Origin of the sequence: Streptococcus troglodytae, assembly GCF_002355215.1 — a bacterium.
GTDB lineage: Bacteria > Bacillota > Bacilli > Lactobacillales > Streptococcaceae > Streptococcus > Streptococcus troglodytae.
This window is the reverse complement of sequence record NZ_AP014612.1, coordinates 468,893-493,993: the sequence shown is the minus strand read 5'-3', so window position 1 is coordinate 493,993 and position 25,101 is coordinate 468,893. Positions and strand designations below refer to the sequence as shown.

Here is a 25,101-nt window from a genome sequence, read left to right as displayed (position 1 = left end):
ATATTATTTGAGAAAAGCAGATACTGTCATCATTTTATGGTAAAATAAATTTATCTTTTATAATCAAGGAGTAATTATGAAAAGAATTGTAAGTTTGGTTTTAGTGTCTTTTGTCTTGCTGGCAGGTTGTGAAAGTATGGATCGTGCTATTAAAGGAGATAAATACGTTAATCATCGTATTGCTAAACAAAAAGCCAAAAATAAGATAAAACAATTAAACAAGGCAGGCTTTCCTCAATTGTCTAGGAAAGTTGCTAAAAATGAAGCTGAGGTTACCATTGCTACTTCAAAAGGAGATATCACTGTTAAACTTTTCCCTAAATATGCACCTTTAGCAGTTGAAAATTTCTTAACCCATGCTAAAAATGGCTACTATAATAATTTGACTTTCCATCGTATTATCTCAGATTTTGTGATTCAAGGCGGCGATCCTAAAGGTGATGGCAGTGGTGGTGAATCCATTTGGATGGGCAAAGACAAGTCTAAAGATTCTGGCAAGGGATTTGCTAATGAAACGTCAAAATACCTTTATCATCTCAGAGGTGCCTTATCTATGGCTAATGCTGGCCCCAATACTAATGCCAGCCAATTTTTCATTGTTCAAAACAAAGATAATCAATCCAAGCAATTAGCAACTACGCGCTATCCGCAAAAAATCATTAATGCCTATAAAAGGGCGGGACACCAAAACTTGATGGCAATTATACAGTCTTTGGACAAGTGATAAAAGGCATGAAAATTGTTGATCAGATTGCTGCCACCAAAACTGACCAAAAAGGTAAACCACAAGAAAGAATTATCATCAAAAACATTAACATTATCAAAGGTTACAACTTGAACAAGAAAATTAGAAACAAAACGAAATTGGTTTCAATTATTGCCAATTTCGTTTTTATAACAATTACACTCAATAAAATGAAAAATAGACCAAGCAACGTGGCACAGTTAATGAGCGCTAAGTACTTCATTAATTAGTATCTGTTATCGAAAGTGTCTGTCTAACGTCATTACTAGTTCGTCAGCGAAATATATCAACCTTACGCCTTTACATCACAATCACCTACAAAACAGTAGTCGGGTATAGCAAGCTATTGTTTTGATTTTGGAAAAGCATTAATCTAAAACCTCTAAAAATGCTAAGAGCAGCTGAGCCGATTTTTTACCAGCCTCAACAACAAATTCTTCAAAAGTAATATTGGCATCATGAGCTGCTGTATCACTGATTGCTCGAATAACGACAAAAGGGCGCTTGGCTGCATAAGCTGCTTGGGCAATCGCTGCGCCTTCCATTTCAACTGCCTGCACTTCTGGAAAATGTTCCTTAACAAAATTCGTTTTTCTTTACCAGCCATAAAGGAATCACTGGTTGTAATGAGACCGATTTTACTACGAACATGGTGCTTAGCCAATACCTTTTCAAAAGCAGTCACAAAGGTTTGATCTGATTTAAAATAAAGAGGCTGCCCCGACATACGTCCAAATTCATAACCAAAGGCAGTTAAATCTACATCATGATAAGCGAGTCTATTTGCCACTACAACATCGCCAATAGCCAGATCTGGTGCTAAAGCCCCTGCTGAACCTGTATTAATCAGAGCATCAACTTTAAAATGATTCACTAAAACAGCCACACTCATAGCAGACATGACTTTGCCAACACCGCTTTGCACCAGAACGACCTGATGTTTACCTAGTTTACCGCTATAGTAAGGTCGTTCTAAACAGATTTCTTCTCTTTTATGATTTAATTCCGCTAAGAGGAGTTTCAATTCTTCCTCCATAGCTGCAATAATTCCAATTTTCATTTTTCTTCCTTTATAGTTTAAAGACAGCATAAGCTAAAAAGGCTAGAAGAAGAACGACTCCTATTAAAATCCAATTTAATTTAGACTGAAATTTACCACGTTTCGCATTTTCAATGCGGCGACTTTTGATAATAGGTTCTTCATCATAGTCTTCATAATCATAATCATCATAGCTTTCATTCAAATCACGCGTTTTATCATAACTTGATTGAGGTATCTGATTATCTGTTGAAATGACAATGGTTTCTTCTGAGTCAAAATGACCTTTATCATAGAACTTCTCACCACGATTGGCACGGGCAATCATTTCATCTGTTAATAGTGGCTTTCCCATAACGTTTCCCCTTATTTATCTTTAAAATGCAATGCAAAATATTGAAGAGCAATTAACGTTTTTGCATCCTCAATGTCTCCTGATTTTACTAATTCCATACATTCATCATAGGTTAATTCAAAAATTCAATGACCTCGTCATCATCTTGTGGACGAGGATTGTCAACCTTCTCTAAATTAGTAGCCAAATAAAGCTTAATTTTTTCATTGCAAAAACCAATGGCTGTATAAAATTCGTAAATCAACTTGAGGTCGCCTGTATAAGCAGTTTCTTCTTCTAATTCACGCAGAGCTGCTGTTTTTTCTGTTCCATCCTCACCAATTTCCAATTTGCCTGCTGGAATTTCATAAGATATTTTTTCTATTGCCTTGCGATATTGCTTGACGATTACCAATTTATTATCAGGTGTTACAGCTAATACTGCTACAGCTCCACGATGAAAAATCAATTCACGTTTGGCAGTCCCCAACTGATTAGGTAACTGAACATTATCAACAGCAACTTTAAAAATTTGTCCATCAAAAATCAGTTGGCGCTTAATGGTCTTTTCTTCAAAATCCATGACAGCCTCCTATTTATTAGTGGGATAATGCGGTTTTTTCTTGGCATAGCCTTCTTTATTGACTTGGCGGCCACGACCGATAGCAATACTATCAACTGGGACATCTTTATGAATCGTTGAACCTGCTGCTGTCAAGGCATTATCACCAATAGTTAAAGGAGCAATGATGGTAGAATTGCTGCCAACAAAAGCATGGTTTCCTATAATTGTCTTATATTTATTTTGTCCATCATAATTGACTGTAATGGTACCAGCACCAAAATTAACATCATGGCCAACCTCAGCATTGCCAATATAGGTCAAATGCCCTGCTTTGGTCTCTTTACCAAGTGTCGAGGCCTTAACTTCCACAAAGTTCCCCACATGAACTGCTTCTTCTAAGACTGAATTTGGTCGTAAATGTGCATAAGGTCCAACTGTAACATTTTTTTCAATTCGAGAAGCCTCAATCATTGAATGGGTAATTACAGTATTTTCACCAATAACTGAATCAACAATATAAGTACCATTAGTCAAAACAGCTCCTGTTTCAATTTTAGTTTGACCTTTAAGCGTCACATTAGCTTCAATGACCACATCTGGTGCAATGATAACTTCACTGTCAATATAGGTACTGGCTGGGTTTATTAAAGTCACACCGTTGACCATATGCGCATGATTAATGCGATGACGCATAACTTTTTCTGCTGTTGCTAAAGCAACACGATCATTAACCCCAAGACTCTCGTCAAAATCAGCTAGTTTATAAGCTCCAACCTTTTCATCTGCCTCTTTAAAAATACTGATAACATCTGTCAAATAATATTCACCCTGAGCATTATTGGTATTGATTTCTTTTAAGGCTTCAAAAAGGCGCTTATTGTCAAAAACATACGTTCCTGTATTGATTTCTTTGACTTGTTGTTCATAATCAGAAGCATCCTTTTGTTCAACGATCTTGGTTACTTCCGCATTTTGATTGCGAATAATACGACCATAGCCGAAAGGATCATCTGCTTCAGCAGTTAAGATTGTCGCTACATTTTTATGACTTTTATGATAATGCAGCAAGTTTTTCAGACTTTCTCCTCTAATCAAAGGCGTGTCACCAGCAATGACAAGCGTTTGTCCTTCAAGCTCAGCCAAAGCTGACTCAGCCATCATAACAGCATGCCCCGTTCCCAATTGCTCCGATTGAAGGACAAATTCTGATTGGCCTTCTAGAACCTTTTGAACAAGTTCTGCTTTATGACCGACAACGGTCACTGTTTTTGCTGGATTCATGGTATCGACAGCACGTTTAACATGTTCCAACATAGTAAGTCCTGCCACTTGGTGCAAAACTTTTGGTAAATCCGATTTCATTCGAGTACCCTTACCAGCAGCAAGGATAATAGCATAGTTAGTCATAAAAATTCCTTCATAAAAAATAATGGACAACAAAATGTTCAATCCATTATAGCATTTTTCGATTTATTTGTTAAATGAGGATAGACACAGCGAAACTCTTCAAGCACAATCAGACTATCTTCTTTGAATGTTAAAGCAGCGTCTTTAAACCATTGGGTAAAAATTTCTCGATGACTATCCTGCCACCAAGTCAAGGAGCGATCGCCCTTTCCTTTCTTATTACCCAATCCGACTACCATTCGGTACTGAAGAATCTACCGTCAATACGGTAAGTTTCCCGTCAGCATGTTCAGCTGAAAGAATCATACCTTGACTGACCAAGCCCATCATCTTACGTGGTTTAAGGTTGGCAACAATTTGAAGCTTCTTACCAACTAAGTCTTGCTCGCTTGGATAAAATTTCGCGATTCCTGAGAGGATTTGGCGGTCTTCACCATCACCTGCGTCCAAGCGGAACTTGAGAAGCTTGTCAGACCCTTTAACTTTGGACACTTCCTTGACCTCAGCCACACGGATTTCCACCTTATCAAAGTCGTCAAATTTAATAGCTTTCTTCTCGTTTTTGAGCTCGACTGCTGTTGGATCCCATTCCTTTTCTTCCTCTTGGGCCATAGCAGAGCTGTTACCCATTTGTTCTTTGATGTAAGCAATTTCTTCATCCATATCAAGGCGCGGGAAGATTGGTGTGCCTTTGGCAATCACTTTGATACCTGTGGGAAGTCCTGCAAATTCAAGGCTTTCTAAATCAAATTGGCCAGCCAAACCGAGTTGTTCCATGATAGCATTTGATGTGGTCATCATAAATGGCTGAATGAGGTGTGCCACCACACGCAGACTTGCTGCTAAATGTGCCATGACTGCTGCCAATTGATCGCGTTTAGTATCGTCCTTGGCCAATATCCAAGGAGTTGTTTCATCGATATACTTGTTCGTACGAGAAATGATAGTCCAAACCGCTTCAAGAGCGCGTGGATAGTCCACAGCATTCATGTGCTTGTGGTATTGTGCCAAATTATCAGCAACTACTGCTGCTAAATCAGCGTCAAAGTCAGTCACATTTTCTACATAAGCAGGGATCTCACCACCAAAATACTTGTTAATCATGGCAACGGTACGGTTGAGGAGGTTGCCGAGGTCATTGGCAAGTTCATAGTTGATGCGACCAACATAATCTTCTGGCGTAAAAGTGCCATCAGAACCGACTGGAAGACTACGCATGAGATAATAGCGAAGCGGATCCAATCCATAACGTTCAACCAGCATTTCTGGGTAAACGACATTTCCTTTAGACTTGGACATTTTGCCATCTTTCATGACAAACCAGCCATGGGCAATCAGGCGCTCTGGCATCTTCAAGTCCAGCATCATAAGCATAATAGGCCAGTAAATTGAGTGGAAACGTAAAATGTCTTTGCCAACCATGTGGAAGACTGTCCCATTCCAGAATTTATCAAAGTTGGCATGGTCATCTTGACCATAACCAAGTGCTGTTGCATAGTTAAGGAGAGCGTCAATCCAAACATAAACGACGTGTTTAGGATTTGAAGGTACTTTAACGCCCCATGTAAATGAGGTACGCGAAACTGCTAAATCTTCTAAACCGGGCTCAATGAAATTTTTGATAATCTCGTTCATTCGGCCATCTGGCTGGATAAAATCAGGATGAGCATGGAAAAAATCTACTAGACGATCAGCGTAGTTACTGAGACGAAGGAAATAAGATTCTTCTGAGACCCATTCCACTTCGTGACCTGATGGTGCAATCCCACCGATAACTTTACCGTCTTCATCACGGAAGACTTCTTCTAATTGGCTTTCGGTGAAAAATTCCTCGTCAGAAACAGAATACCAACCTGAGTATTCACCCAAGTAAATATCCCCCTGCGCTAGTAATTTTTCAAAAACATCAGCCACAACTTTTTCATGGTAATTATCTGTCGTGCGGATAAATTTATCATAAGAGATGTCAAGAAGTTTCCAAAGTTCCTTAACACCAACCGCCATACTGTCCACATACTCCTGCGGTGTGATGCCAGCTTCTTCAGACTTTTGCTGAATCTTTTGACCGTGCTCATCAAGTCCAGTCAAATAAAAACGTCATGATTCATCATACGCTTATAGCGAGCCAAGACATCACAAGCAATGGTTGTATAGGCAGATCCAATATGGAGTTTTCCAGATGGATAATAAATCGGTGTTGTAATGTAAAATGGTTGTTTTTCAGTCATACTAAATTACCAAGAACGTGGAAAAAGCGGTCAGAATGAAGAAATACTAGAGAGTTTTGTCTCCTAGACAAGCTGCTCCAAGCTTTATTTCATTGAAGTTTCAATAAACGATACATTACCTGAAACTTCTTGCTTTCCGTTCGGTTTTAATTCCTTTCTCCTTTGAGGCAAATGAGACCCCTAAATTGATAACACTTCATTATAGCATATTTCACAAGCTTTGAAAAAGAACTTACCATTTTCCGTCCTTTTATGGTAAAGGATTACCGAGCTTTAAAATCTAACTAATCTTTGTGACTACAATCATTGATTCTATATCTCTCTAAGTTATTTGTTTATTGTAAATACGGTAAATAAGCTAGTCATAAAAAGACCAGGACATCTGTACAGGCCTCAAAAAGCTGGTTATCCAACCTTTTGAACTGTTTGACCATTGATCCCTAGTCTTTATCAATTAAAGTTTAAAACGGCAATATCATTAAAAATTGTTTTTTGTTCTTTAATAAGACATTGCATTTAATTTATCTAACCGTGCACGTTCAGCTTTTTCTGCTTTACGATAATTGTGATATAACTTCGTCACTGCTTTTCCTGTTCGTTTAGTATAAACATCTTTTTCTGTTAATCTACCTTTTTATTGTAAGTTTTAATGATTAGTTGATTGCCCTTTCTTTGATAAGTTACTTTTCCTTTTTAATTTCTTTATAGGTCTTTTTATAATTATCTTGAAGCTCTTTTAAATCTTGGTCAGAGGTGTACTGTGTTTTGAAAAAGTTATTGATATATTTCTTGATGTCTTTCATATATTCAGCTTGCGTAATACTCAGATCAAATTTTCTTTGCCAAATATTTGTCTTATACATTGATCGGATATGACTATAGCTGCTAGTTGATGTAAAGTCTTCAGAATTTTTGGCAACATAGTAACTATAAGTTTTTACCGAATTCTTTTTAATATCTAAGAATGTCTCATCTTCAAAATTATTTTGCTCATTTTCTCTAGTTGCATTAACCCAACGATGTTTCTTAGAACTGTAATAGGAAGAGTCCGTATTTTCCCAAACACCGTCTGCATTCCCAGAAACATAGTAATAAACAGTACCTCCTCCTGCAATCAACAATAAAGCAGCAAGAACACTTACCACACTAATGATAACAATGGTAGAGGTCTTTATTTTCTCTTTGCTGCTGGAACTGTTTGGCTGAATTCTCCTCTTTGGAAAGCTTCCTGAAGCTCTTCTTGACTTGGCTCACGGCCATTTACAGAACGAAATTGATTTAACCACTCGTTTTGATTCATGTTAATCTCCTCAATACTTTTTATTACATAATCTATTCTACCATAATTTAAGGAGTTTTTTGGCTTTAATTTAAAAACGTTAGACTAGGCATAGTTCAAAAACTTGTGCTATAATAAAATTCAAATGAAAAACAGAAGAACTATGATGCCTAACAGAAATACAAATATGCTGCTGGCTTATAAACGTCTTCCTAATTGGACTGCCAATAGCATCCCAAAAACACTTTTAAACCCACGCAACACTAAAGTCGGAACGTGGGAACAGTTAACTATCCTTTCTGGAAAACTTGATGTTTATTTTTTGATAAAGATGAGCATGTTTTAGAAAAGCTGACGTTTGATAAGGATTCCCAAACGCCCTTTATCCAACCTCAAGTTTGCTATAAAATTGAAGCTGCTTCTAATGATTTGGAATGTTACCTTACCCTTTACTGTCAAAAGGGAGATTATTTTAACAAAAAATATGGGATGACAAAGACACATTCAGAAGTCCTTTTCTCGGCACCTTATTTAAAAGAAAACAGTAAAATACTAGACCTTGGATCCGGTCAAGGACGTAATTCTCTCTATTTGACCATGTTAGGACATGATGTCACTTCTGTTGATACCAATGAACAAAGTCTTATTCATCTGAAAAATATAGCCAATGAAGAAAATCTACCAAGCAAAATTAACTGGTACGACATCAATACAGCAAATTTGCAAGAGACCTATGATTTTATTCTATCAACAGTAGTTTTTATGTTCTTAAATAGACCAGTTGTATCAGATATTATCAAAGATATGCAAAAACATACTGCTATTGGCGGTTATAATCTTATCGTTTGTGCTATGGATACCAAATCCTATCCTTGTCCCATTCCCTTTCCTTTTACTTTTAAGAAGGGGGAACTTAAAGATTATTATAAAGAATGGCATCTGATTAAATATAATGAAGATTTGGGGCAGCTTCATAAAACCGATACCAATGGCAATCGCCTACAAATGCAATTTGCTACCTTGTTGGCCAAAAAGGTGAAATAACAAAAAAGCTAGAACAAAAGTGAACTGCTCTTTGCCCAGTAGACAGAAAAAGTATGTTCAAAGTGTTCTGCTTTTTATTGTGCAGTGGTTTCAGTTTAACACAGTGATTGTAAAATCAATTTCCTATACTTTTTCTTTTGATTTAGGATAAATGAATAAAGAATGGGCAGTACAATCATAACTGCTAAAACTATGACAAACACCTGCAAAATGGCGATTTGAACAAAGGCATTGATGAAAATAAGGACACCCCCGCCAACCCAAAGTTTACCAGCCAATCGATGAGTTTTGTTCCAATTTTCATCATTATCCAAAGTCCATGGCAGACGAATGCCTATGGTGTAATTGCGACGGGTTTTTGGCATATAATTACCAATAGTAATCAACAGGAGTCCTATAAGAAGATTAGCTATCAGAGCATGATTAATCATGTAGCCAAAAGCCTGTCCATAAATCGAAATCATCACAAAACAAGATACCATAGGAATAATCCAATAAATCAGACGACGCATTTTAGAGCTAACATTATTGGCTTTTGGATCCTTGCTGGTCATAAAGAGACAAAACCAATGAAGCAACAAGAGAAAAAACGGAAGTCCAAAAACAGCAAACAAACGACTACTAAAGCCATTAGCTTGACCTGATAGATCAAAATGCGTCGCTATCGTTTTTGGCAGCTGTGACCAAAAGAAACAACCTAACAAGACAGGCAGCAGAATAATCAAACTTGTCAACACTAATAATTTTTTATCAATCTTCATCATGCGTATTTCCTTTCAAATCAGCCAACCAGACCATCATATCTTCCAAAACCGAGGTATTGAGTTCATAGTAAATAAAGTTCTTCTCTCGTGTTTCTCGTACCAAATCTGCCTTTTTCAAGACACTAAGATGGTGCGAAATAGTAGCTCCCGCTAGTTCAAAATGACTAGAAATTTCACCAGCTGATAATTGCCCCAACTTTAGTAAATCTAGAATATCGCGTCGAATTGGATTTGACAAAGCCTTAAATGTTTCAGCAAACCCCATAATAACTCCTTAAATATTTAGAAATATTTCTAAATAGATTATAGCACTTTTGCTATAAACCGCAACAACTATTTAGACTTTTTTCTAAATAGTTTTCAAAAAAGAAAACCTAATATTCTCACTCACTTTCTACCAAAAGTAAGATGCTATCAAGACAATAAGGATAATAAGCATAGTAAGTGTAAAAAGCAAACTTATCCAAAAGCCAAGCGTATTCCTTAGATTTAAGCTAACTCCCACACCAATTTTTTTAGGTATCCACAAAGGTTCATCTACCGACTGCTTGCCCCAAAGACGAAGAATTCTGATGAGGTACCAAATAAAGAAAACTAATATAATGATAGGTAATAGAAGTCTCACCATTTTTATCTCCTTTTGTTAGTATATTATACACCCTAACTGTCTTTTTACAAACCCCAAACTCGCTTGTTCAGCCATTTTTGATAAAATAAAAGCATGACAAATAAAAGACAAGACTAGAAAGGGAGAAAGCCGTCCTACAGTCTGAGTATTTAGATGGATCAGTTGGTGTGCAGACCCATAATCTTGCTTTTCCAATGCCGCTCACTTACTGGATGGACTTAATATCTTAATAATGAAACTTATCTCATGGAATATCGATTCCCTCAACGCTGCCTTGACCAGTGATTCTGCGCGTGCTTTACTTTCACGTGCTGTTCTGGACACACTTATGGAACAAGATGCTGATATCTTGGCTATTCAGGAGACAAAGCTATCTGCCAAAGGTCCCACGAAAAAACATTTGCGTATTCTCAAGGATTATTTCCCCGACTATGATGTTGTTTGGCGTTCTTCAGTGGAGCCTGCGCGTAAAGGTTATGCTGGAACCATGTTTCTCTACAAATCAAGCTTGCAACCTACCATCACCTATCCAGAAATCGGCGCTCCTGCAACCATGGATGACGAAGGGCGTATCATCACCTTAGAATTTGATGATTTCTTTGTTACTCAGGTTTATACACCAAATGCTGGTGATGGCCTTAAACGCCTTGATGATCGTCAAATTTGGGATGAAAAGTATGCCGTTTATCTGGCTCAATTAGATAAGCAAAAACCTGTTCTGGCAACAGGCGACTATAATGTTGCCCACAAGGAAATTGATCTCGCTCATCCTTCTTCCAATCGCCGTTCACCAGGCTTTACAGATGAAGAACGGGCTGGTTTTACTCATTTATTGGAACAAGGCTTTACTGACACTTTCCGCTATATTCATGGGGATGTGCCTAATGTTTACAGCTGGTGGGCTCAACGCAGCAAGACCAGCAAGATTAACAATTCAGGCTGGAGAATTGACTATTGGCTAACCAGCAATCGACTAAGCGATAAAATTCTCAAATCTGAAATGATTGATTCAGGAACTCGTCAAGACCATACCCCTATTCTGCTGAATATTGATTTATAAACAAAAAACTCTGCAAGAGAAATAGCCTCATTGCAGAGTTTTTTATTAGGACTAAATAGCTCAATCGAATTCATACAATTGCGGATACTTTTGACATTCAGGATTTTTGGGATGGCAAACTTCCCGTCCAAAGTAAATCAAAGCTTGGTGAGCTGGCAGCCATTCTTCGGACGGAAGAACCTCTGTCACACGCTTTTCTACTTCTAAAGGGGTTGCCGATGATTTCACAATATTATGATGCTTGCAAATACGACTGACATGAGTATCTACCGCAAAGGCAGGGATGCCAAAACCGATACTCATGACAACATTAGCTGTCTTGCGACCAACACCAGACAGAGTTTCTAACTCTTTTCTCGTATGAGGCACCTGACCATTATAATGCTTGACTAACTGTTGGGAACATTCTTTTAAAAATTTCGCCTTATTCCGATAGAGTCCAATCTGAGAAATATAGGATTCAAGATCTTTTAAGTCAGCCTTGGCCATTTCCCTTGGTCCGGGATAAGCTGCAAATAAAGCAGGGGTCACTTTATTAACTGCTGCATCTGTTGTCTGAGCTGATAAAATAACAGCAATTAACAACTCAAAATGATTTTTAAAATTTAGGCTAGGAACAGCATCTGGATAAAGCGCAATAATTTCTTCTAATACTTTACGAGCACGTTTTTTTGATAAAACCATAATTGTCAAATTCTCCTTGAACTTATTATAGCATGAAAAAGAAAGGAAAGAAAAAATCCCAACTTTAAAAGTCAAGATCTTTATAGGCTGTTCGATAACCTACTTGCACTATTTTACCCTCTTTTACTAAAAGCGGGCGTTTGATGAGCATGCCATCGCTGGCTAATAGGTTAGCTGCTTCATCAAGACTCAATTGATGAAGTTTATCTTTCAATCCCAGAGCACGATAAGATTGTCCTGAAGTGTTGAAAAACTTCTTAAACTCCAAACTGCTGTTCTCTAGCCAATTTTTTATCAGACTAGCTGCAGGAGGATTCTTTTTAATATCAATAGCATCATAATCCCAAGCCAAATCGTCTAATTCCGCTTTGGCACGGCGACAAGTACTGCATTTAGGATATTCGTAAAATGTCAGCATATCATTCTCCTTTCAAATTTATCTTAGCAAAGATAGATTACTTGTCAACTTTAAAGCCTTCATGCTCTAATAACCAAATCTTTTTATCAATACCGCCAGCATAACCTGTCATTTGATTGGCAGCACCAAGGACACGGTGACAAGGAACAATGATACTTAACGGATTGCGACTAACTGCTCCACCAATAGCTCGGGCAGAAAGGCAGTTTATTTTTTGGGCAATATCTCCATAAGCTCTAACCTGTCCCCAAGGGATTTCAGACAAGGCCTGCCAGACGCGCTTTTGAAAAGCAGTCCCCTGTGGATTCAAAGGAAACTTTACCATATTAGGATTTTCCCCAGCAAAATAAGCATCTAGCCACTGTTTGGCTTGATCTAAGATAGTATTTGTTTGTTCTATGACTGTTTCTCCTTCCAATCCTCGTTCAAAATATTTTTGATTAAGGAACCAAGCGCCAATTAGACCCTGATTATTTGCAACAAGAGATAAATCTCCCAAAGGAGAATGATAAATCTGCTTGTAAAGGACCATCATTTTTCCTCCTTTTCAGCTATAAAAAGGGCGCAAACAGTCAATGATTAAAACTGCTCTCCACCCTCATCTTAGTATATATCATCTTATTTTTGCCCTTGATTAAGCGTACACGAACAATATTGTCGCTCGCTTCAAAATTAGCAACTAGGTCATCAATTTTTGCCTTATCTGTTTCATCAAGATCCAAAATAGTATAGGCATAATCTCCTTTTGAACGGTTCAAAATATTGGCGATATTGATATCTAAATTAGAAACTGCAGTTGACAAACGGGCTACAATATTAGGAACATTTTTATTAATTAAGGTAATTCGATAAGGTGCGGTTAAAGCTTGGTGCATATTTGGAAAATTGACAGAGTTAGTAATTTCTCCTGTCTCTATAAAACGACGAATCGTCTTACCAGCCATAATAGCACAATTAAGTTCAGCTTCCTCAGTTGACCCTCCCACGTGTGGAAAGACAGTGATTCCCTTCTTATTTAATAATGCTTCAGTACCAAAGTCTGTGATATAGCGTTTAACAGTACCTGTTTCAAGTGCTTCAAACAACGCTTCATTATCAACCAATTCACCACGGGCAAAATTGATAATAGTTGTCCCTTTATTCATAAGAGCAAAACTATCAGCATTAAAAGTATTTTTAGTTTCATCATTTAAAGGAACATGGATGGTAATATAATCACTATTCTCAAAAATATCTTTTAAATCATTGACACGCTTAACATGACTGGAAATATTCCAAGCAGTTTCAATGGAAACATAAGGATCATAACCAAGAACATTCATTCCTAAACGACGGGCATCATTAGCAATACGAGCACCAATAGCACCTAGACCAATAATTCCTAAGGTTTTTCCAGCAATTTCACTGCCTGCAAATTGTTTTTTCCCAGCTTCAACTTGTTTAGGGACATCATCACCTGTTAAAGTATTAACCCAGCCATTCGCTGAAATATAATCACGCGCTGAAAAGAGAAGAGAAGCAATCACTGCTTCCTTGACAGCATTGGCATTAGCACCAGGAGTGTTGAAAACAACAATACCTGCTTCTGTCGCTTCAGCAATCGGAATATTATTTGTTCCAGCACCTGCGCGTGCAACAGCTTTCAGATTTTTAGGAAAATCAACCCCATGTAAATTCTGACTGCGAATAATATAAGCATCTGGATTTTCCGATAAATCTCCATCTATTTGAAACTTATTGCCAAGTTCTTTCAAACCGATTTGATTAATATTATTAAAGGTTTTAACACTATAGACCATTTTTCATTCACCAATGGGATCTAAGCTGTCTCAGGTCCCTCTTTCTAACCTATTAATTAGCTCTACGTACTAGCAGATCATCATGAATTTAAGAACTAAAATCCATGATGATCTGCTTCATCAATTTCTTGATAGAGAGCTTTTTCATTATGCTGTTTAATTTTTGATAAGCTAAACGCTCACCTCTATTAAAACTTTACCACAATAGACAAAGCCTAATTTTTCAACGATATGCCGCATAACTTTGTTCTTTTCATGCGTATCAATACGGAAATCTGGACCAGCCTGACCTTCAATTAGACCCTGCAAGAAAGTCTGAGCAATCCCTTGACCCGCAAAATCTCGCAAGACAGCTAGACGATGGATGGTGATATAACGATAGTTATTGTGCTGCCATTTGCCATCATAAATCTTGGCATAGGCAGGCTCTTGACTATCAAGGACCGCAGCATAAGCTACAATCTGTCCATCAACAACCGCCACATAAGCCTGCCCCTGCAAAATGTCATCAAAGACATCATCTTCGTTGGGGTAACCATTTTCACCTTGCCACTGGCTAGATCCTGATTCTGCTAAAAATTGCTTGGCAGAATTGAGGACTGCCATCACTGCTTCAACTTCATTAGGAAAAGCTTGTCTAATTTCCATTATATTGCCTTCCTCTATTTGTTTTTATCATGATATCAAAGTTGCTTCAAAAAGGTAAATCTCATTGAAAACCAAAATAATCGTTCGTTAGTTTTGATTGAACACACTCAATGGCATCTTAACTCCCTCACCTGTTTTTGATTTTCTTCGAGTATCAAATATATGGAAAGCACTATTTGTTTTCTGATTCAAATTTCTTCATGAAGGCAATCAAATCTAAAACACCTTGACGTGGAAAGGCATTGTAAAGACTGGCACGCATACCGCCGACACTGCGGTGACCTTTGATATTCTTGAAGCCAAGCGCATCAGCTTCCTTGACAAATTTAGCATCCAAATCCTTAGATGGTGTCACAAATGGGATATTGGCTACTGAGCGATCTTTAGGATTCTTGACGGGACTGGTATAAAAATCTGACTGTTCAATGAAATCATAAAGAAAGCCTGATTTTTCACGATTGATTTTTTCCATTTCATCAACGCCACCAAGTTCTCTAAGCCATTCAAAGACAAGTTTAGCAATATAAATACCATAGGTTGGTGGTGTATTATAAAGCGAACCGGCTTCAGCCTGAATACGATAATCTAACATGCTAGAAAGAACAGGCTCGTCATTGAGTAAATCTTCACGAACAATAACAATCGTAACCCCAGCAGGTCCAATATTCTTTTGTGCTCCCGCATAAATAAGACCAAAATCTTCTACATTGTAACGGACAGCCAAAATATTAGAAGACATATCGGCTACGATTGGTACACCATGCGTTTCAGGAAGATCATAGATAGAAGTCCCTTCAATCGTATTATTGGTTGTAATATGCACATAAGCAGCATCTTTATCAATTTTTGCAGAATCAATTTCTGGAATATGATCATAAGTCGTTTTTTCTGATGAAGCCAACAGAATCGGCTCAAAAGGAATCGTTTGGGACAATTTGATGGCTTCTGCATAAGCCTTTTTCCCCCAAGATCCTGCAACCACATAGTAAGCTTTACGTCCTTGTGCAAGGTTTAGAGGTAGCATGGAGAATTGTGTCGAAGCTCCGCCTTGCAAGAACATGACCTTGTAATTATCAGGAATGGCCATCAAGTCACGAAGTAATTTTTCGGCATCTTTAATGATGTCATCAAAATCTTTGGAACGATGAGATAATTCCATAACACTCATGCCAGAATGATTGTAATCTAGAAATTCAGTCTGAGCTTTTTCAAGAACTGGTTTTGGCAAGACTGCAGGACCTGCAGAAAAATTATAAATTGTCATCTGATACCTCCTTAAAGTAAGTAAATTATATCACAAATTTTCAGAATTTTGTAAACTAATTTCATTTAAAGACAGGTTTTTAAAATTCATACCTCAAAAATTTGTTTTTCAAAAAAGCACATCCTAAAACGAAAAGCTTAACTTATCTTTAGGATGTACTTATCAAAAAGCTTAAATCTTTCTTTGAGCAGCAATATTAATAGCAAAGACAGGTAACTTAAATGGCATCACCATCACGTTCTCCTGTACGAATTCTAATAATTTTATCAATTGGACTAACAAAGATCTTGCCATCACCAACTTCTCCTGTCCTCACTGCTTGACTAATGATCGTAATCATTTCTTCGACTGCTGTATCATGAGCAACAATTTCAACTTTCACTTTAGCTAAGAGTGTCGGAGTGATTTTTTGACCACGAACATATTCCGCATAACCTCGTTGATTCCCAAATCCTAGAACTTGGCTAATAGTCATTCCTTTGCTAAAACCTGACTGGACCAAGGCTGCTTTTAAATCTTCTAATTTATCAGAGCGAATAATAGCTTCTATTTTTTTCATGATACTTCCTTTCTCCTAAGAATCAAGTCCCATAAAGGTTGGATAAGCAGTTTCTCCATGCTCTTCATCGTCAAGTCCAGTAGCTTCTGCTCTATCACTGACACGAATTGGCATGAAAAAGGCAATAACTTTTATAATTAAAAAACTAATCAGAGCTGACCAAATAACCGTAAAAAGAATAGCTGCCAGAGTAACTAAAAATAACCTCGCATTACCATAAATAAGACCAATATTGGATTTATCTAAAGCCAGATGAGGCGTTGTAAAAAGTCCTGTTACAATCCCTCCAAAAATACCACCTATACCATGACAGCCAAAAGCATCTAGGGCATCATCATAACCAAATTTACTTTTCAACACAGCGATGGCAAAATAGCATAAAGGACTAACCATAAGTCCTATCAACAAAGAGCTCCATAAGGACACAAAGCCTGCTCCTGGTGTAATAGCAACTAAACCTGCTACTAAACCAGTTGAACCGCCTACTAAGGAAGGCTTTCCATTTAAATACTTTTCAAGCAACAACCATGAAAACATAGCAGCGGCAGCTGAAACATGAGTTGTCAACAAAGCATGAACAGCTAAACCATTAGCAGCTAACGCGGAACCTGCATTAAACCCAAACCAACCAAACCATAGTAGACCTGCTCCCAAAAGAACAAAAGGAATATTATGTGGACGATATTCTAAACGGTCATAATCGCGACGTTTGCCGACTACCAAAGCTAATACCAGTCCTGAAACTCCCGATGTAATATGGACAACATCACCACCGGCAAAGTCAAGCGTCCCCCATTTCGCTAATAGGCCATCGTCCCAAACCATGTGTGCAAAGGGATAATAAACTAAAAGCAACCAAAAGATAATAAAAATAACTAGAGGAGTAAAACGCATTCTTCCTGCAACAGCACCTGTCAAAATAGCTACCGTAATGATAGAAAACATCATTTGAAAACCAGAAAATAAGGTATCTGGTATCGTTAACCCTCTACTACTTGCTCCCTCCTTCACACCATTCAAAAAGACATGTGAGAAGTTACCAAATACTTTTCCAACACCACTAAAAGATAAGGAATAACCTACAACTACCCACAAAATCGAGGCCAAAGCAAGCGGCACAACTGCCATCATCATCGTATTGATGACATTCTTGCGACGCCCCAAGCCTCCATAGAAAAAGGCTAAACCCGGTGTCATTAAAAAAACAAGCGCAGAACAAATCATAATAAATGCTATCGATCCTGAATCCATATCTATCAGCACCTCCTTTTATGTTATATAATATAACATATTTTTCAGGAAATCAAAAGATTTTTCGGCGAAATTTTCTAAAAATTCAGAGAATATAACATCTTATGTCATTTTAAAACATTATAGTATTAAGGAACTAAAGCTTCTTTCAACTATTCCCAATGAGTATTTATCTTTTTTCATCCTATGTTATGTTTTTTAACATTTCTATCTAATCATGACTCTTATCAATCGATAGTTTATTAATTTTGCAACTCACAGAGCGAGACGTACTACTACTCAAAGAAAAAGAGAGTGGGACAAAAATCGGTAAATCATGATAAAACCGCGATTTCTATCCCACCTCCGCACGGTTGATTAGGCATTGACATGAACTGGTGTTCATAGGATTGGATACTCTCCAACAGTTCCCTAAACTGTTGGAGCTATCACTTGCGTGGTCCTTAAACAGTCCAGTGGACTGTTTAAAGGGGCGCCTGAAAATGAGATTGCGCCCCAGATAAGATCTGCCAATCAACTACTGCATTAATCTGGTAAGCCTAGAGCAATGTAAAGAGACAGAACTTTTGTCCCAGCCTCACTGTAATTCATGATAGAGTTGATATAGTTCTTGACGATTGAAATCATTCTCTCTAGCTACTTTTTTGATAGCTTGATTAGGTTTCATCCCTTCTTTAACTAAACCTTCAACCAAATGTTTTAGTTCAGCTTCACTGGCCTGCTGCTCCTTTTCTTGCTGATCATAGCCAGATACCAGTAAGAGACATTCTCCCTTAAGAGGATTTTCTGCAATATAAGATAAGATTTCTGAAATCTTTCCTCTTTGATATTCTTCATAAATTTTGGTTAGTTCCCTAGTCAGTACTAGCTGTCTATCACCATAGACAGCCAGCATATTTTCTAAAGTTTCCTGAACCCGATAAGGCGATTCATAAAAAATTTGAGTTTCTGGGTAATGCTTTTTCTCCTCGAAAAAAGACTTTTGTTGACCAGATCTGCGTGGTAAAAAACCATAAAAAATATGAGGCTGAGGAGCTAAACCGCTAGCAATAAGAGCAGTAATGCCAGCCGAAGCTCCCGGAAGTGCTATAACTGCTATATCTTCTTGAATAGCTGCCTGCACCAAATCATATCCAGGATCAGAAATACTTGGCAAACCCGCATCAGATACTTGAGCCAAAGAGTTTCCAGATTTCAAGAGCTTCAAAAGATCAGGAATTTTTTCAAAGGCATTATGTTCATGAAAACTAAGTTGACGGGCTGAAATATCAAAGTGTTTCAGCAATAGTCCTGTGTTGCGAGTGTCTTCTGCAGCAATATAATCAACCTTTTTTAAAATAGCAATACTTCTAACAGTCATATCTTGAAGATTCCCAATAGGAGTTGGAACGAGATAAAGCTTCCCATAAGCTGTTTGTCCTTTAAAACTTTTTTGTACTTGCATAAAACCTACTCTCGATACAACAATTCCATACAGAAAGCACAATCCTCATTATTTTCTCGTCTTTGTCCATAAAAGAAAGTGCAAATATGGAAACCATCTTCATAAATGTTTTCAAGGTTTTCTTTTCTAGAACTAATTGCCTTACTGCTAGGATCACTTTCTTCCATCTGACTAAAATGGCTAAGACGGTCTCTCAGCTTATCATTTTCCAAACGTAAAGCCGCATTTTGCTCCACTAAATTCTGCACTTGTTTCTTTAAGGCTTCTGCTTCAGCCAAAGTTTCCATCAAATTTTGTGAAAAACCATCAAAAACATCAAATAAGTCTTTTTTATCCATTGACCTTGACCTCCTCTAATGCATAGGTCAAAAGACCAGGAGTTTCTTCAAAACGAACCTTAACAGTTTCAGAAATAACATCAATACCAGCAATAATACCTTGGCCATTTTGAGTATCGACCTTAGTGCCTAAATCAGGAAATTTTTCTTTGGATTCACGATAAAAATCATCTTCAAAACTTAAACAGCACATAAGACGGCCACAGACTCCTGTTGTTTTCCCAGAATTCAGAGATAAGTTTTGATTCTTTGCCATTTTGATAGAAACCGGCGGAAACTCGCCAAGAAAACTTGAGCAACAAAGAGCACGGCCGCACGGACCCAGACCGCCATAAATTTTACTTTCTTCACGACTGTTGATTTGGCGTAATTCAATCCTTGCTTTAAAAAAATTGGCCAAATCTTTTAAGAGCTGACGAAAATCAACACGATGCTCTGCAACAAAGGTAATCAAGACTTGTCGACGTTCCAAAGGAAAAACAATATCAATCAATTTCATTTCTAATTGATTTTTTTGGATAAGTGCATTAACCTTAGCAAAACTTTCTTCCGCTAAAATTAAATTGTTCTGATAAGTCTCAATATCTGCTTGTTCTGCCTTCCTCAACACTTTATCTATTTGCTCTATGTCTGGAACCTTGTTGGCTGACATAGCAAAATTTGCCTGAACGACTTGTGCTAAACGGCTTCCCTTACGATTCTGAACGACAAGAAAATCATCCTTTTGATAGGTTTGATCAGGCAGTACATAACTAATGCTATCCGTTTCTTCGTATTTGATACCAATTACTTCTATCATGTTATCACCATATATTCCAGTGCATTTTGAAGACTTACATTACTAAACCACATTTTTTTGGCTTGATAAATAGCTTCTAAATAACTTAAAGTTTCCCTTTTATCATAATTTTTGATAAAAAGAAAGTTAACAATTGAAAAACCCATTCCTGTTCGGATTTTTCGCTAGCTAGCTGAACCAACCGTGACACTTCTAAATAAGCAAGATCTTTACTGTCAAATAAGATAGCGATAAAACGTTCACAGGCTTTTAACAAGTCCAGCAATTTATTATTTTGTGCAAATTCTTTTGCTTGTGTCGGATCTTTAGATAGATCCGCTAGTATTTCTGCTTGGCTTTTGAGCAGTCCTTCCTGTTCTAACTGTTGGCTTAAATAATCCTTATTCTTGGGAAAATAGAAAATTTGAGTGCGACTTTTGATCGTAGGCAATATTCTACTCTCATCTTGAGTCAGTAAAATCATATAAGAATCACTTTGTGGTTCTTCAATAAACTTTAGCAGGCTATTAGCAGCATTAGTATGCATTTTATCAGCATCACGAATAATAAAAACCTGTGACCGTCCTTCAAATCCTGAACTGGAAAATTCACGCAGCAAATCACGGATCGTTGCTGTTTTAATCATTTGCCCTTCAGGTTCAATGACTTTAACATCCGAAAAATCATTTTCAGCAATTAACCGGCAGGGGCGGCACTGCCCACAAGGAAGAGCATCAACAGGACTGTCACAAAAACGGCTCTGAGCAAGCAAGACAGCCATTTCAAAACTAGCAAAATCCCCGGAAAACAAATAAGCATGACTCAGCTTGCCAGATTGTAAAATTCGCTGAAATTCTTGAAAAATTTTAGGCTGTAGCTTTTCTAATCCCATATTAATTATTTCTTACTTTTCTAAACATCTTTGTTTGATTATAAATAATGCATCAGTAATAACTTCTTCCAAAGGACGAGCCGCATCAATGGTAACAATCCGATCAGGATTTTCCTGAGCCAATTTCAAATAACCTGAACGTACACGGCGATGCATATCTAATTGTTCTAAATCAAGTCGATTGACTTCACGCTCTTTATTCTTTTCAATTCGAGAAAGTCCAATCTGCGAATCAACGTCAAAATAAAGCGTTAGATCTGGCTGCAAACCATCTGTTGCAAAGTCATTCAGCCACGTAACTGCATCAGCATCAAGTCCTCTTCCATAGCCTTGATAAGCAACAGAACTGTCAATAAAACGATCTACAAGAACAAGATTGCCTTTTTCAACTCAGGTAAAATCCTCTCAACCAAATGCTGACGACGAGCCGCAATATAAAGAAGTAATTCTGTTTTATCGTCCATATTAGTATGATTAACATCAAGAATAAGATTCCGAATACTTTCTGCAATAGCAACACCACCGGGTTCGCGTGTTGTGATAACCTCTTTTGCAACAAGTTTTTTTAATTGAGGTAAAATAGCCTCTAAAACTGTCGTCTTTCCAGCTCCATCTGGTCCTTCAAATGAAATAAAAATTCCCTTTGTCATTAGATTTCCTTTAATTGTGATTATTTCTATTTTACCAAAAATATGAAAAAAAGGCACTGCCAAATGGCAGAACCAATTAAAAATCAGTCTTTCTTTCAGTCTGTTCAATAGACTCAATTGTAAAGCCCTGATTAAGCAGTTTTTGTTTTAGAGATTCACTGGTAAATCTACCATCAATCTGAATCTCAATGATAACCTTATCTTCCCGACGTCCAGCAACAACAATCCGCTTAATATTGAGCTTTTCATCAGAAATATCTTTTACAACCTGTTCTAAAATACCAACTTTATCGTCAGCTAAAAGTCTTATCCGGATCCCCTCTTTACCATAACCAGAAACTTCCAAAAAAGCACGAAAAACATCTTTATCAGTGATGATACCTGACATCTGATTGCCATCAACAACAGGCAAGACACCAATTTTATGCTTCATCATAATATAAATCGCATCTTCTAAACGAGCATCTTTTGAAACCGTAATAACATCTTTAATCATAACATCACGGGCTTTGGTCTTATTTAAAAGATAGTTCATTTCATAAATAGAAAGACTCGTTGCCTTAGATGGATTAGCATCAGCGATAGTTCCCTCAGTCAGCAAACCAACTAAAACATCATTTTCAATAACCGGAAGACGGCGCAAATTTTTCTCACGCATGATATCTGTCGCCTTGGCTACAGTTGTATCTGGAGAAATATAAACAACTCTCCTTGTCATAAAATCCTTTACTGGCATAATAAAACCTCACTCTTTTCTTTCATTATAGCATATTCAAGTCATTAGCACTTTAATTGATAAAAAGTAGCAGAAAACGAATGTGCCAATTCTTATTCTGCCACTCTTTCTTTTTATCCACCTAAATAAGCTTTTTGAACTTCATCAGAAGCCAATAATTCTTTGCCTGTACCTGAAAGAACAATCTTTCCAGTTTCCAAAACATAGCCACGATCTGCAATTGACAGGGCCTTCTTAGCATTTTGTTCAATCAAAAGCACTGTTGTCCCTTGCTTTTGAATATCTTGAATGATGTCAAAAATTTCTTGGATAAAAATTGGTGCCAATCCCATAGATGGCTCATCAAGCAAAAGCAGCTTAGGCTGACTCATGAGAGCACGCCCCATGGCAAGCATTTGCTGCTCACCGCCAGAAAGAGTTGCTGCATCTTGATTTTTACGCTCTTCCAAGCGCGGGAAACGTTCAAACACTCTTTTCAAGCGTACTAGATTTTCCTCACGGTTACTGCTCAAAAAAGCTCCCATCTCTAAATTTTCTAAGACTGTTAAACCAGGGAAAACATGTCGCCCTTCTGGGACTTGAGACAGACCAGAAGCTACAATTTTTCGAGTTGCAGCCTTTTGAATGTCATTTCCTAAAAAATTAATTTCCCCTGAACTTGGACGCACCAAACCCGAAATAGTTCGTAAAATAGAGGTCTTGCCAGCACCATTGGCACCAATAAGAGAAACAACTTCCCCTTCATTGACGTCAAAAGACACATCCTTGACTGCTTGGATAACACCATAATGAACAGATAAATTCTCAACTTTTAACATCGCCATTAGGCTTCACCTCCTAGATAAGCTTCAATTACGCGTTTGTTATGTTTAATTTCTTCTGGTGTTCCCTGAGCAATGAGACGTCCGTATTCCAGAACATAAATACGTTCAGTAACATCCATAACAAGACTCATGTCGTGTTCAATTAACATGATAGTAATATTAAACTCTTCTTTGATTTGACGAATTAATTCGGTTAATTCAGCCGTTTCTTGAGGGTTCATCCCTGCAGCTGGCTCATCTAAAAAGAGGATCTTGGGCTTAGTAGCCAGTGCACGCACAATTTCCAAGCGCCGCTGCTGGCCATAAGGAAGATTTTTAGCCAAAGTATCAGCCTTGTCATCCAAGTTGAATATTTTTAGAAGCTCAACAGCTTTTTCCTGTAATTCTGTTTCATTTGAATAAAAGCTTGGTAAGCGCAGAAAACTCGAAAAGAGATGAGGATTGCGCGTATTTCCCATACCGACTAAAACATTTTCGATAACGGTCATATCCTTAAAGAGACGAATATTTTGGAAAGTACGAGATAGGCCTAAAGAAGCAATCTTATAAGGTGCCTTCCCATTTAAAAGAGTACCGTCAAGTTCTACACTTCCCTCACTTGGTTCATAGACACCTGTCAATAAATTAAAAAGTGTAGTCTTACCCGCCCCATTAGGACCAATCAGGCCGACTAATTCTCCCTCATTGAGATTCAGAGTAACATCACCAACAGCTGTCAGACCGCCGAAATTTTTTGTTAAATTTTTTACATCAAGAAGTGCCATTATTTGTTGCCCTCCTTAGCTTTTTTAGCGAACAGTTTTGAAAAACTGAATTCCCATGTTCCTAAAAGACCACCTGGTCTAAAGACCATAACCAAAATTAAAGCTAATGAATAGATAATCATACGGATATCTGATACATTTTGCAAGAACATATTGAGGATACCCAAAACAACAGCAGCTACAATAGTTCCCGTTACTGAGCCAAGTCCGCCAAGAACAGCCACAATAAGAAAATCAATTGATTTCATAATGGTAAAATCTTTAGGAGCGACTGTACCAATATAACCGACATAAAGGGAACCTGCAATACTGGAAATTACTGCAGCAATCATAAAAGTGAGTACCTTAATTTTTGTCGTATTCACACCCATAGCTTCTGCTGCAATTTCGTCTTCACGAACCGCAAGTACTTCTCTTCCCATAGGACTCCTCAGATAATTTAACACAAAAATGGTGATCAAAACAACGAAAACAAAGACGACTGGCCAAGTGGTGTATTTGAGAATTCCCATAATTCCCCTAGAACCATTAGTCAAATCACCACCATTTTCAATCAGTTTACGGATAATTTCAGCTACACCAAGAGTTGCAATAGCTAAGTAATCCCCCTTCAAACGAAGTGTTGGAATCCCAACAACCAAGGCGACCGTTGCAGTCACTATCATACCGACAATAATGGACAAATAAAAACCTGCATAGGTAGGATTTTGAGTTGTTAAAATAGCAGTTGCATAAGCACCAATGGCCATAAAGCCAGCTTGTCCAAGAGAGAGCTGTCCAGAAAAGCCAAGAACTAAGTTGGTTCCGAGTGCCATAATAATACTAATCCCAATTCCCATAAGAATTTGAGTATAGTAAACATCTATGATACCAGCACTAATAAGTCCAAAAAGAAGGAAAAAGATGACAAGGACTAGGGCAAGCCAAGTTATATTTGCTTTTAGATTTTTTTTCATTGC

20 protein-coding genes and 10 pseudogenes are annotated in these 25,101 nt (G+C 37.5%); 3 read left to right on the top strand and 27 right to left on the bottom strand.

Features of this window, described 5'->3' with window-relative positions:
* Window positions 1-76: 76 nt before the first annotated feature.
* Window positions 77-846, top strand: a pseudogene (locus SRT_RS02645) (peptidylprolyl isomerase); the annotation flags it as partial.
* Window positions 847-1,113: 267 nt separating this feature from the next.
* On the opposite strand, the pseudogene SRT_RS02640 reads toward SRT_RS02645, so the two are convergent.
* From SRT_RS02640 to SRT_RS02610, 7 genes and pseudogenes are all read right to left on the bottom strand, one after another.
* Window positions 1,114-1,805: pseudogene (locus SRT_RS02640) on the bottom strand (5'-methylthioadenosine/adenosylhomocysteine nucleosidase).
* A 10-nt stretch (window positions 1,806-1,815) separates the two neighbouring features.
* The gene (gene macP, locus SRT_RS02635) at window positions 1,816-2,139 is read right to left on the bottom strand and encodes a cell wall synthase accessory phosphoprotein MacP (RefSeq protein WP_128832938.1); all 324 of its coding nucleotides are present in this window, start codon (window positions 2,137-2,139) and stop codon (window positions 1,816-1,818) included.
* Window positions 2,140-2,150: 11 nt separating this feature from the next.
* Window positions 2,151-2,701, bottom strand: a pseudogene (locus SRT_RS02630) (NUDIX hydrolase).
* Window positions 2,702-2,710: 9 nt separating this feature from the next.
* The gene (gene glmU / locus SRT_RS02625; RefSeq protein WP_128832937.1) at window positions 2,711-4,090 is read right to left on the bottom strand and encodes a bifunctional UDP-N-acetylglucosamine diphosphorylase/glucosamine-1-phosphate N-acetyltransferase GlmU; all 1,380 of its coding nucleotides are present in this window, start codon (window positions 4,088-4,090) and stop codon (window positions 2,711-2,713) included.
* 38 nt (window positions 4,091-4,128) lie between these two features.
* Window positions 4,129-4,308 (bottom strand): annotated as a pseudogene (locus tag SRT_RS02620) (ASCH domain-containing protein); the annotation flags it as partial.
* A 1-nt stretch (window position 4,309) separates the two neighbouring features.
* Window positions 4,310-6,318: pseudogene (gene metG, locus SRT_RS02615) on the bottom strand (methionine--tRNA ligase).
* A 499-nt stretch (window positions 6,319-6,817) separates the two neighbouring features.
* Window positions 6,818-7,618: pseudogene (locus tag SRT_RS02610) on the bottom strand (hypothetical protein).
* 142 nt (window positions 7,619-7,760) lie between these two features.
* Here SRT_RS02610 and tehB point away from each other — a divergent pair.
* A pseudogene (gene tehB / locus SRT_RS02605) lies at window positions 7,761-8,641 on the top strand (SAM-dependent methyltransferase TehB).
* Window positions 8,642-8,736: 95 nt separating this feature from the next.
* Here the strand turns inward: tehB and SRT_RS02600 are convergent.
* The 3 genes from SRT_RS02600 to SRT_RS02590 form a co-directional block, all read right to left on the bottom strand.
* Entirely contained in the window at window positions 8,737-9,402 is a 666-nt protein-coding gene (locus SRT_RS02600; RefSeq protein WP_128834010.1) for an SdpI family protein, read from the bottom strand.
* Complete coding sequence (locus SRT_RS02595; protein WP_002262697.1) at window positions 9,392-9,670, bottom strand: autorepressor SdpR family transcription factor; 279 nt, start codon at window positions 9,668-9,670, stop codon at window positions 9,392-9,394. Before SRT_RS02595 ends, SRT_RS02600 begins: the two co-directional genes overlap by 11 nt.
* Window positions 9,671-9,799: 129 nt before the next feature.
* Window positions 9,800-10,033 carry a hypothetical protein gene (locus tag SRT_RS02590; RefSeq protein ID WP_128832936.1) on the bottom strand — a complete coding sequence of 78 codons (234 nt, stop codon included), beginning with the start codon at window positions 10,031-10,033 and terminating at the stop codon, window positions 9,800-9,802.
* A 232-nt stretch (window positions 10,034-10,265) separates the two neighbouring features.
* Between SRT_RS02590 and SRT_RS02585 the strand changes: the two genes are divergently transcribed.
* Window positions 10,266-11,093 (top strand): exodeoxyribonuclease III, encoded by an 828-nt coding sequence (locus SRT_RS02585; RefSeq protein ID WP_128832935.1) that lies wholly within the window; start codon window positions 10,266-10,268, stop codon window positions 11,091-11,093.
* 60 nt (window positions 11,094-11,153) lie between these two features.
* Here the strand turns inward: SRT_RS02585 and nth are convergent, their stop codons facing one another.
* The 17 genes and pseudogenes from nth to SRT_RS02500 all read right to left on the bottom strand — a co-directional run bounded on the left by nth (window position 11,154) and on the right by SRT_RS02500 (window position 25,098).
* Window positions 11,154-11,777 carry an endonuclease III gene (gene nth / locus SRT_RS02580; protein WP_128832934.1) on the bottom strand — a complete coding sequence of 208 codons (624 nt, stop codon included), beginning with the start codon at window positions 11,775-11,777 and terminating at the stop codon, window positions 11,154-11,156.
* A gap of 64 nt (window positions 11,778-11,841) precedes the next feature.
* Entirely contained in the window at window positions 11,842-12,195 is a 354-nt protein-coding gene (locus SRT_RS02575; protein ID WP_128832933.1) for an arsenate reductase family protein, read from the bottom strand.
* Between the two features lie 37 nt (window positions 12,196-12,232).
* A complete protein-coding gene (locus SRT_RS02570) occupies window positions 12,233-12,727 on the bottom strand; it encodes a methylated-DNA--[protein]-cysteine S-methyltransferase (RefSeq protein ID WP_128834009.1) in 495 nt (164 codons plus the stop codon).
* Between the two features lie 40 nt (window positions 12,728-12,767).
* On the bottom strand, window positions 12,768-13,994 hold the full coding sequence (locus tag SRT_RS02565; RefSeq protein WP_128832932.1) for a 3-phosphoglycerate dehydrogenase family protein: 1,227 nt from the start codon (window positions 13,992-13,994) through the stop codon (window positions 12,768-12,770).
* 95 nt (window positions 13,995-14,089) lie between these two features.
* A pseudogene (locus SRT_RS02560) lies at window positions 14,090-14,642 on the bottom strand (GNAT family N-acetyltransferase).
* A 172-nt stretch (window positions 14,643-14,814) separates the two neighbouring features.
* The gene (serC, locus tag SRT_RS02555) at window positions 14,815-15,906 is read right to left on the bottom strand and encodes a 3-phosphoserine/phosphohydroxythreonine transaminase (RefSeq protein WP_128832931.1); all 1,092 of its coding nucleotides are present in this window, start codon (window positions 15,904-15,906) and stop codon (window positions 14,815-14,817) included.
* 217 nt (window positions 15,907-16,123) lie between these two features.
* A complete protein-coding gene (locus SRT_RS02550; RefSeq protein WP_128832930.1) occupies window positions 16,124-16,465 on the bottom strand; it encodes a P-II family nitrogen regulator in 342 nt (113 codons plus the stop codon).
* A 15-nt stretch (window positions 16,466-16,480) separates the two neighbouring features.
* Window positions 16,481-17,716 carry an ammonium transporter gene (locus SRT_RS02545; protein ID WP_128832929.1) on the bottom strand — a complete coding sequence of 412 codons (1,236 nt, stop codon included), beginning with the start codon at window positions 17,714-17,716 and terminating at the stop codon, window positions 16,481-16,483.
* 577 nt (window positions 17,717-18,293) lie between these two features.
* Window positions 18,294-19,160 (bottom strand): 16S rRNA (cytidine(1402)-2'-O)-methyltransferase, encoded by an 867-nt coding sequence (gene rsmI / locus SRT_RS02540; protein WP_128832928.1) that lies wholly within the window; start codon window positions 19,158-19,160, stop codon window positions 18,294-18,296.
* A gap of 5 nt (window positions 19,161-19,165) precedes the next feature.
* On the bottom strand, window positions 19,166-19,498 hold the full coding sequence (gene yabA / locus SRT_RS02535; RefSeq protein WP_002288723.1) for a DNA replication initiation control protein YabA: 333 nt from the start codon (window positions 19,496-19,498) through the stop codon (window positions 19,166-19,168).
* A complete protein-coding gene (locus SRT_RS02530) occupies window positions 19,491-20,297 on the bottom strand; it encodes a PSP1 domain-containing protein (RefSeq protein ID WP_128832927.1) in 807 nt (268 codons plus the stop codon). The genes yabA and SRT_RS02530 overlap by 8 nt, the downstream gene beginning before the upstream one ends.
* A pseudogene (locus SRT_RS02525) lies at window positions 20,294-21,168 on the bottom strand (DNA polymerase III subunit delta'). The gene SRT_RS02530 and the pseudogene SRT_RS02525 overlap by 4 nt, the downstream one beginning before the upstream one ends.
* 12 nt (window positions 21,169-21,180) lie before the next feature.
* Window positions 21,181-21,818 (bottom strand): annotated as a pseudogene (gene tmk, locus SRT_RS02520) (dTMP kinase).
* A gap of 76 nt (window positions 21,819-21,894) precedes the next feature.
* The gene (locus tag SRT_RS02515) at window positions 21,895-22,554 is read right to left on the bottom strand and encodes a CBS domain-containing protein (protein WP_002265961.1); all 660 of its coding nucleotides are present in this window, start codon (window positions 22,552-22,554) and stop codon (window positions 21,895-21,897) included.
* Between the two features lie 113 nt (window positions 22,555-22,667).
* Complete coding sequence (locus tag SRT_RS02510; RefSeq protein ID WP_128832926.1) at window positions 22,668-23,378, bottom strand: ABC transporter ATP-binding protein; 711 nt, start codon at window positions 23,376-23,378, stop codon at window positions 22,668-22,670.
* Window positions 23,378-24,142, bottom strand: coding sequence for an ABC transporter ATP-binding protein (locus tag SRT_RS02505; protein WP_128832925.1), 765 nt, complete (start codon window positions 24,140-24,142; stop codon window positions 23,378-23,380). The genes SRT_RS02510 and SRT_RS02505 overlap by 1 nt, the downstream gene beginning before the upstream one ends.
* On the bottom strand, window positions 24,142-25,098 hold the full coding sequence (locus tag SRT_RS02500) for a branched-chain amino acid ABC transporter permease (protein ID WP_128832924.1): 957 nt from the start codon (window positions 25,096-25,098) through the stop codon (window positions 24,142-24,144). The genes SRT_RS02505 and SRT_RS02500 overlap by 1 nt, the downstream gene beginning before the upstream one ends.
* Window positions 25,099-25,101 lie beyond the last annotated feature (3 nt).

Bases quoted from the DNA above. Each gene is read 5' to 3' on its own strand.
- SRT_RS02530 (WP_128832927.1), bottom strand. From the start codon at position 20,297: ATGATAGAAGTAATTGGTATCAAATACGAAGAAACGGATAGCATTAGT.
- SRT_RS02600 (WP_128834010.1), bottom strand. From the start codon at position 9,402: ATGAAGATTGATAAAAAATTATTAGTGTTGACAAGTTTGATTATTCTG.
- nth (WP_128832934.1), bottom strand. From the start codon at position 11,777: ATGGTTTTATCAAAAAAACGTGCTCGTAAAGTATTAGAAGAAATTATT.
- SRT_RS02505 (WP_128832925.1), bottom strand. From the start codon at position 24,142: ATGGCACTTCTTGATGTAAAAAATTTAACAAAAAATTTCGGCGGTCTG.
- SRT_RS02585 (WP_128832935.1), top strand. From the start codon at position 10,266: ATGAAACTTATCTCATGGAATATCGATTCCCTCAACGCTGCCTTGACC.
- rsmI (WP_128832928.1), bottom strand. From the start codon at position 19,160: ATGCAAGTACAAAAAAGTTTTAAAGGACAAACAGCTTATGGGAAGCTT.
- SRT_RS02590 (WP_128832936.1), bottom strand. From the start codon at position 10,033: ATGGTGAGACTTCTATTACCTATCATTATATTAGTTTTCTTTATTTGG.
- macP (WP_128832938.1), bottom strand. From the start codon at position 2,139: ATGGGAAAGCCACTATTAACAGATGAAATGATTGCCCGTGCCAATCGT.
- SRT_RS02565 (WP_128832932.1), bottom strand. From the start codon at position 13,994: ATGGTCTATAGTGTTAAAACCTTTAATAATATTAATCAAATCGGTTTG.
- yabA (WP_002288723.1), bottom strand. From the start codon at position 19,498: ATGGATAAAAAAGACTTATTTGATGTTTTTGATGGTTTTTCACAAAAT.
- SRT_RS02550 (WP_128832930.1), bottom strand. From the start codon at position 16,465: ATGAAAAAAATAGAAGCTATTATTCGCTCTGATAAATTAGAAGATTTA.
- serC (WP_128832931.1), bottom strand. From the start codon at position 15,906: ATGACAATTTATAATTTTTCTGCAGGTCCTGCAGTCTTGCCAAAACCA.
- SRT_RS02500 (WP_128832924.1), bottom strand. From the start codon at position 25,098: ATGAAAAAAAATCTAAAAGCAAATATAACTTGGCTTGCCCTAGTCCTT.
- SRT_RS02510 (WP_128832926.1), bottom strand. From the start codon at position 23,378: ATGGCGATGTTAAAAGTTGAGAATTTATCTGTTCATTATGGTGTTATC.
- glmU (WP_128832937.1), bottom strand. From the start codon at position 4,090: ATGACTAACTATGCTATTATCCTTGCTGCTGGTAAGGGTACTCGAATG.
- SRT_RS02575 (WP_128832933.1), bottom strand. From the start codon at position 12,195: ATGCTGACATTTTACGAATATCCTAAATGCAGTACTTGTCGCCGTGCC.
- SRT_RS02570 (WP_128834009.1), bottom strand. From the start codon at position 12,727: ATGGTCCTTTACAAGCAGATTTATCATTCTCCTTTGGGAGATTTATCT.
- SRT_RS02545 (WP_128832929.1), bottom strand. From the start codon at position 17,716: ATGGATTCAGGATCGATAGCATTTATTATGATTTGTTCTGCGCTTGTT.
- SRT_RS02515 (WP_002265961.1), bottom strand. From the start codon at position 22,554: ATGCCAGTAAAGGATTTTATGACAAGGAGAGTTGTTTATATTTCTCCA.
- SRT_RS02595 (WP_002262697.1), bottom strand. From the start codon at position 9,670: ATGGGGTTTGCTGAAACATTTAAGGCTTTGTCAAATCCAATTCGACGC.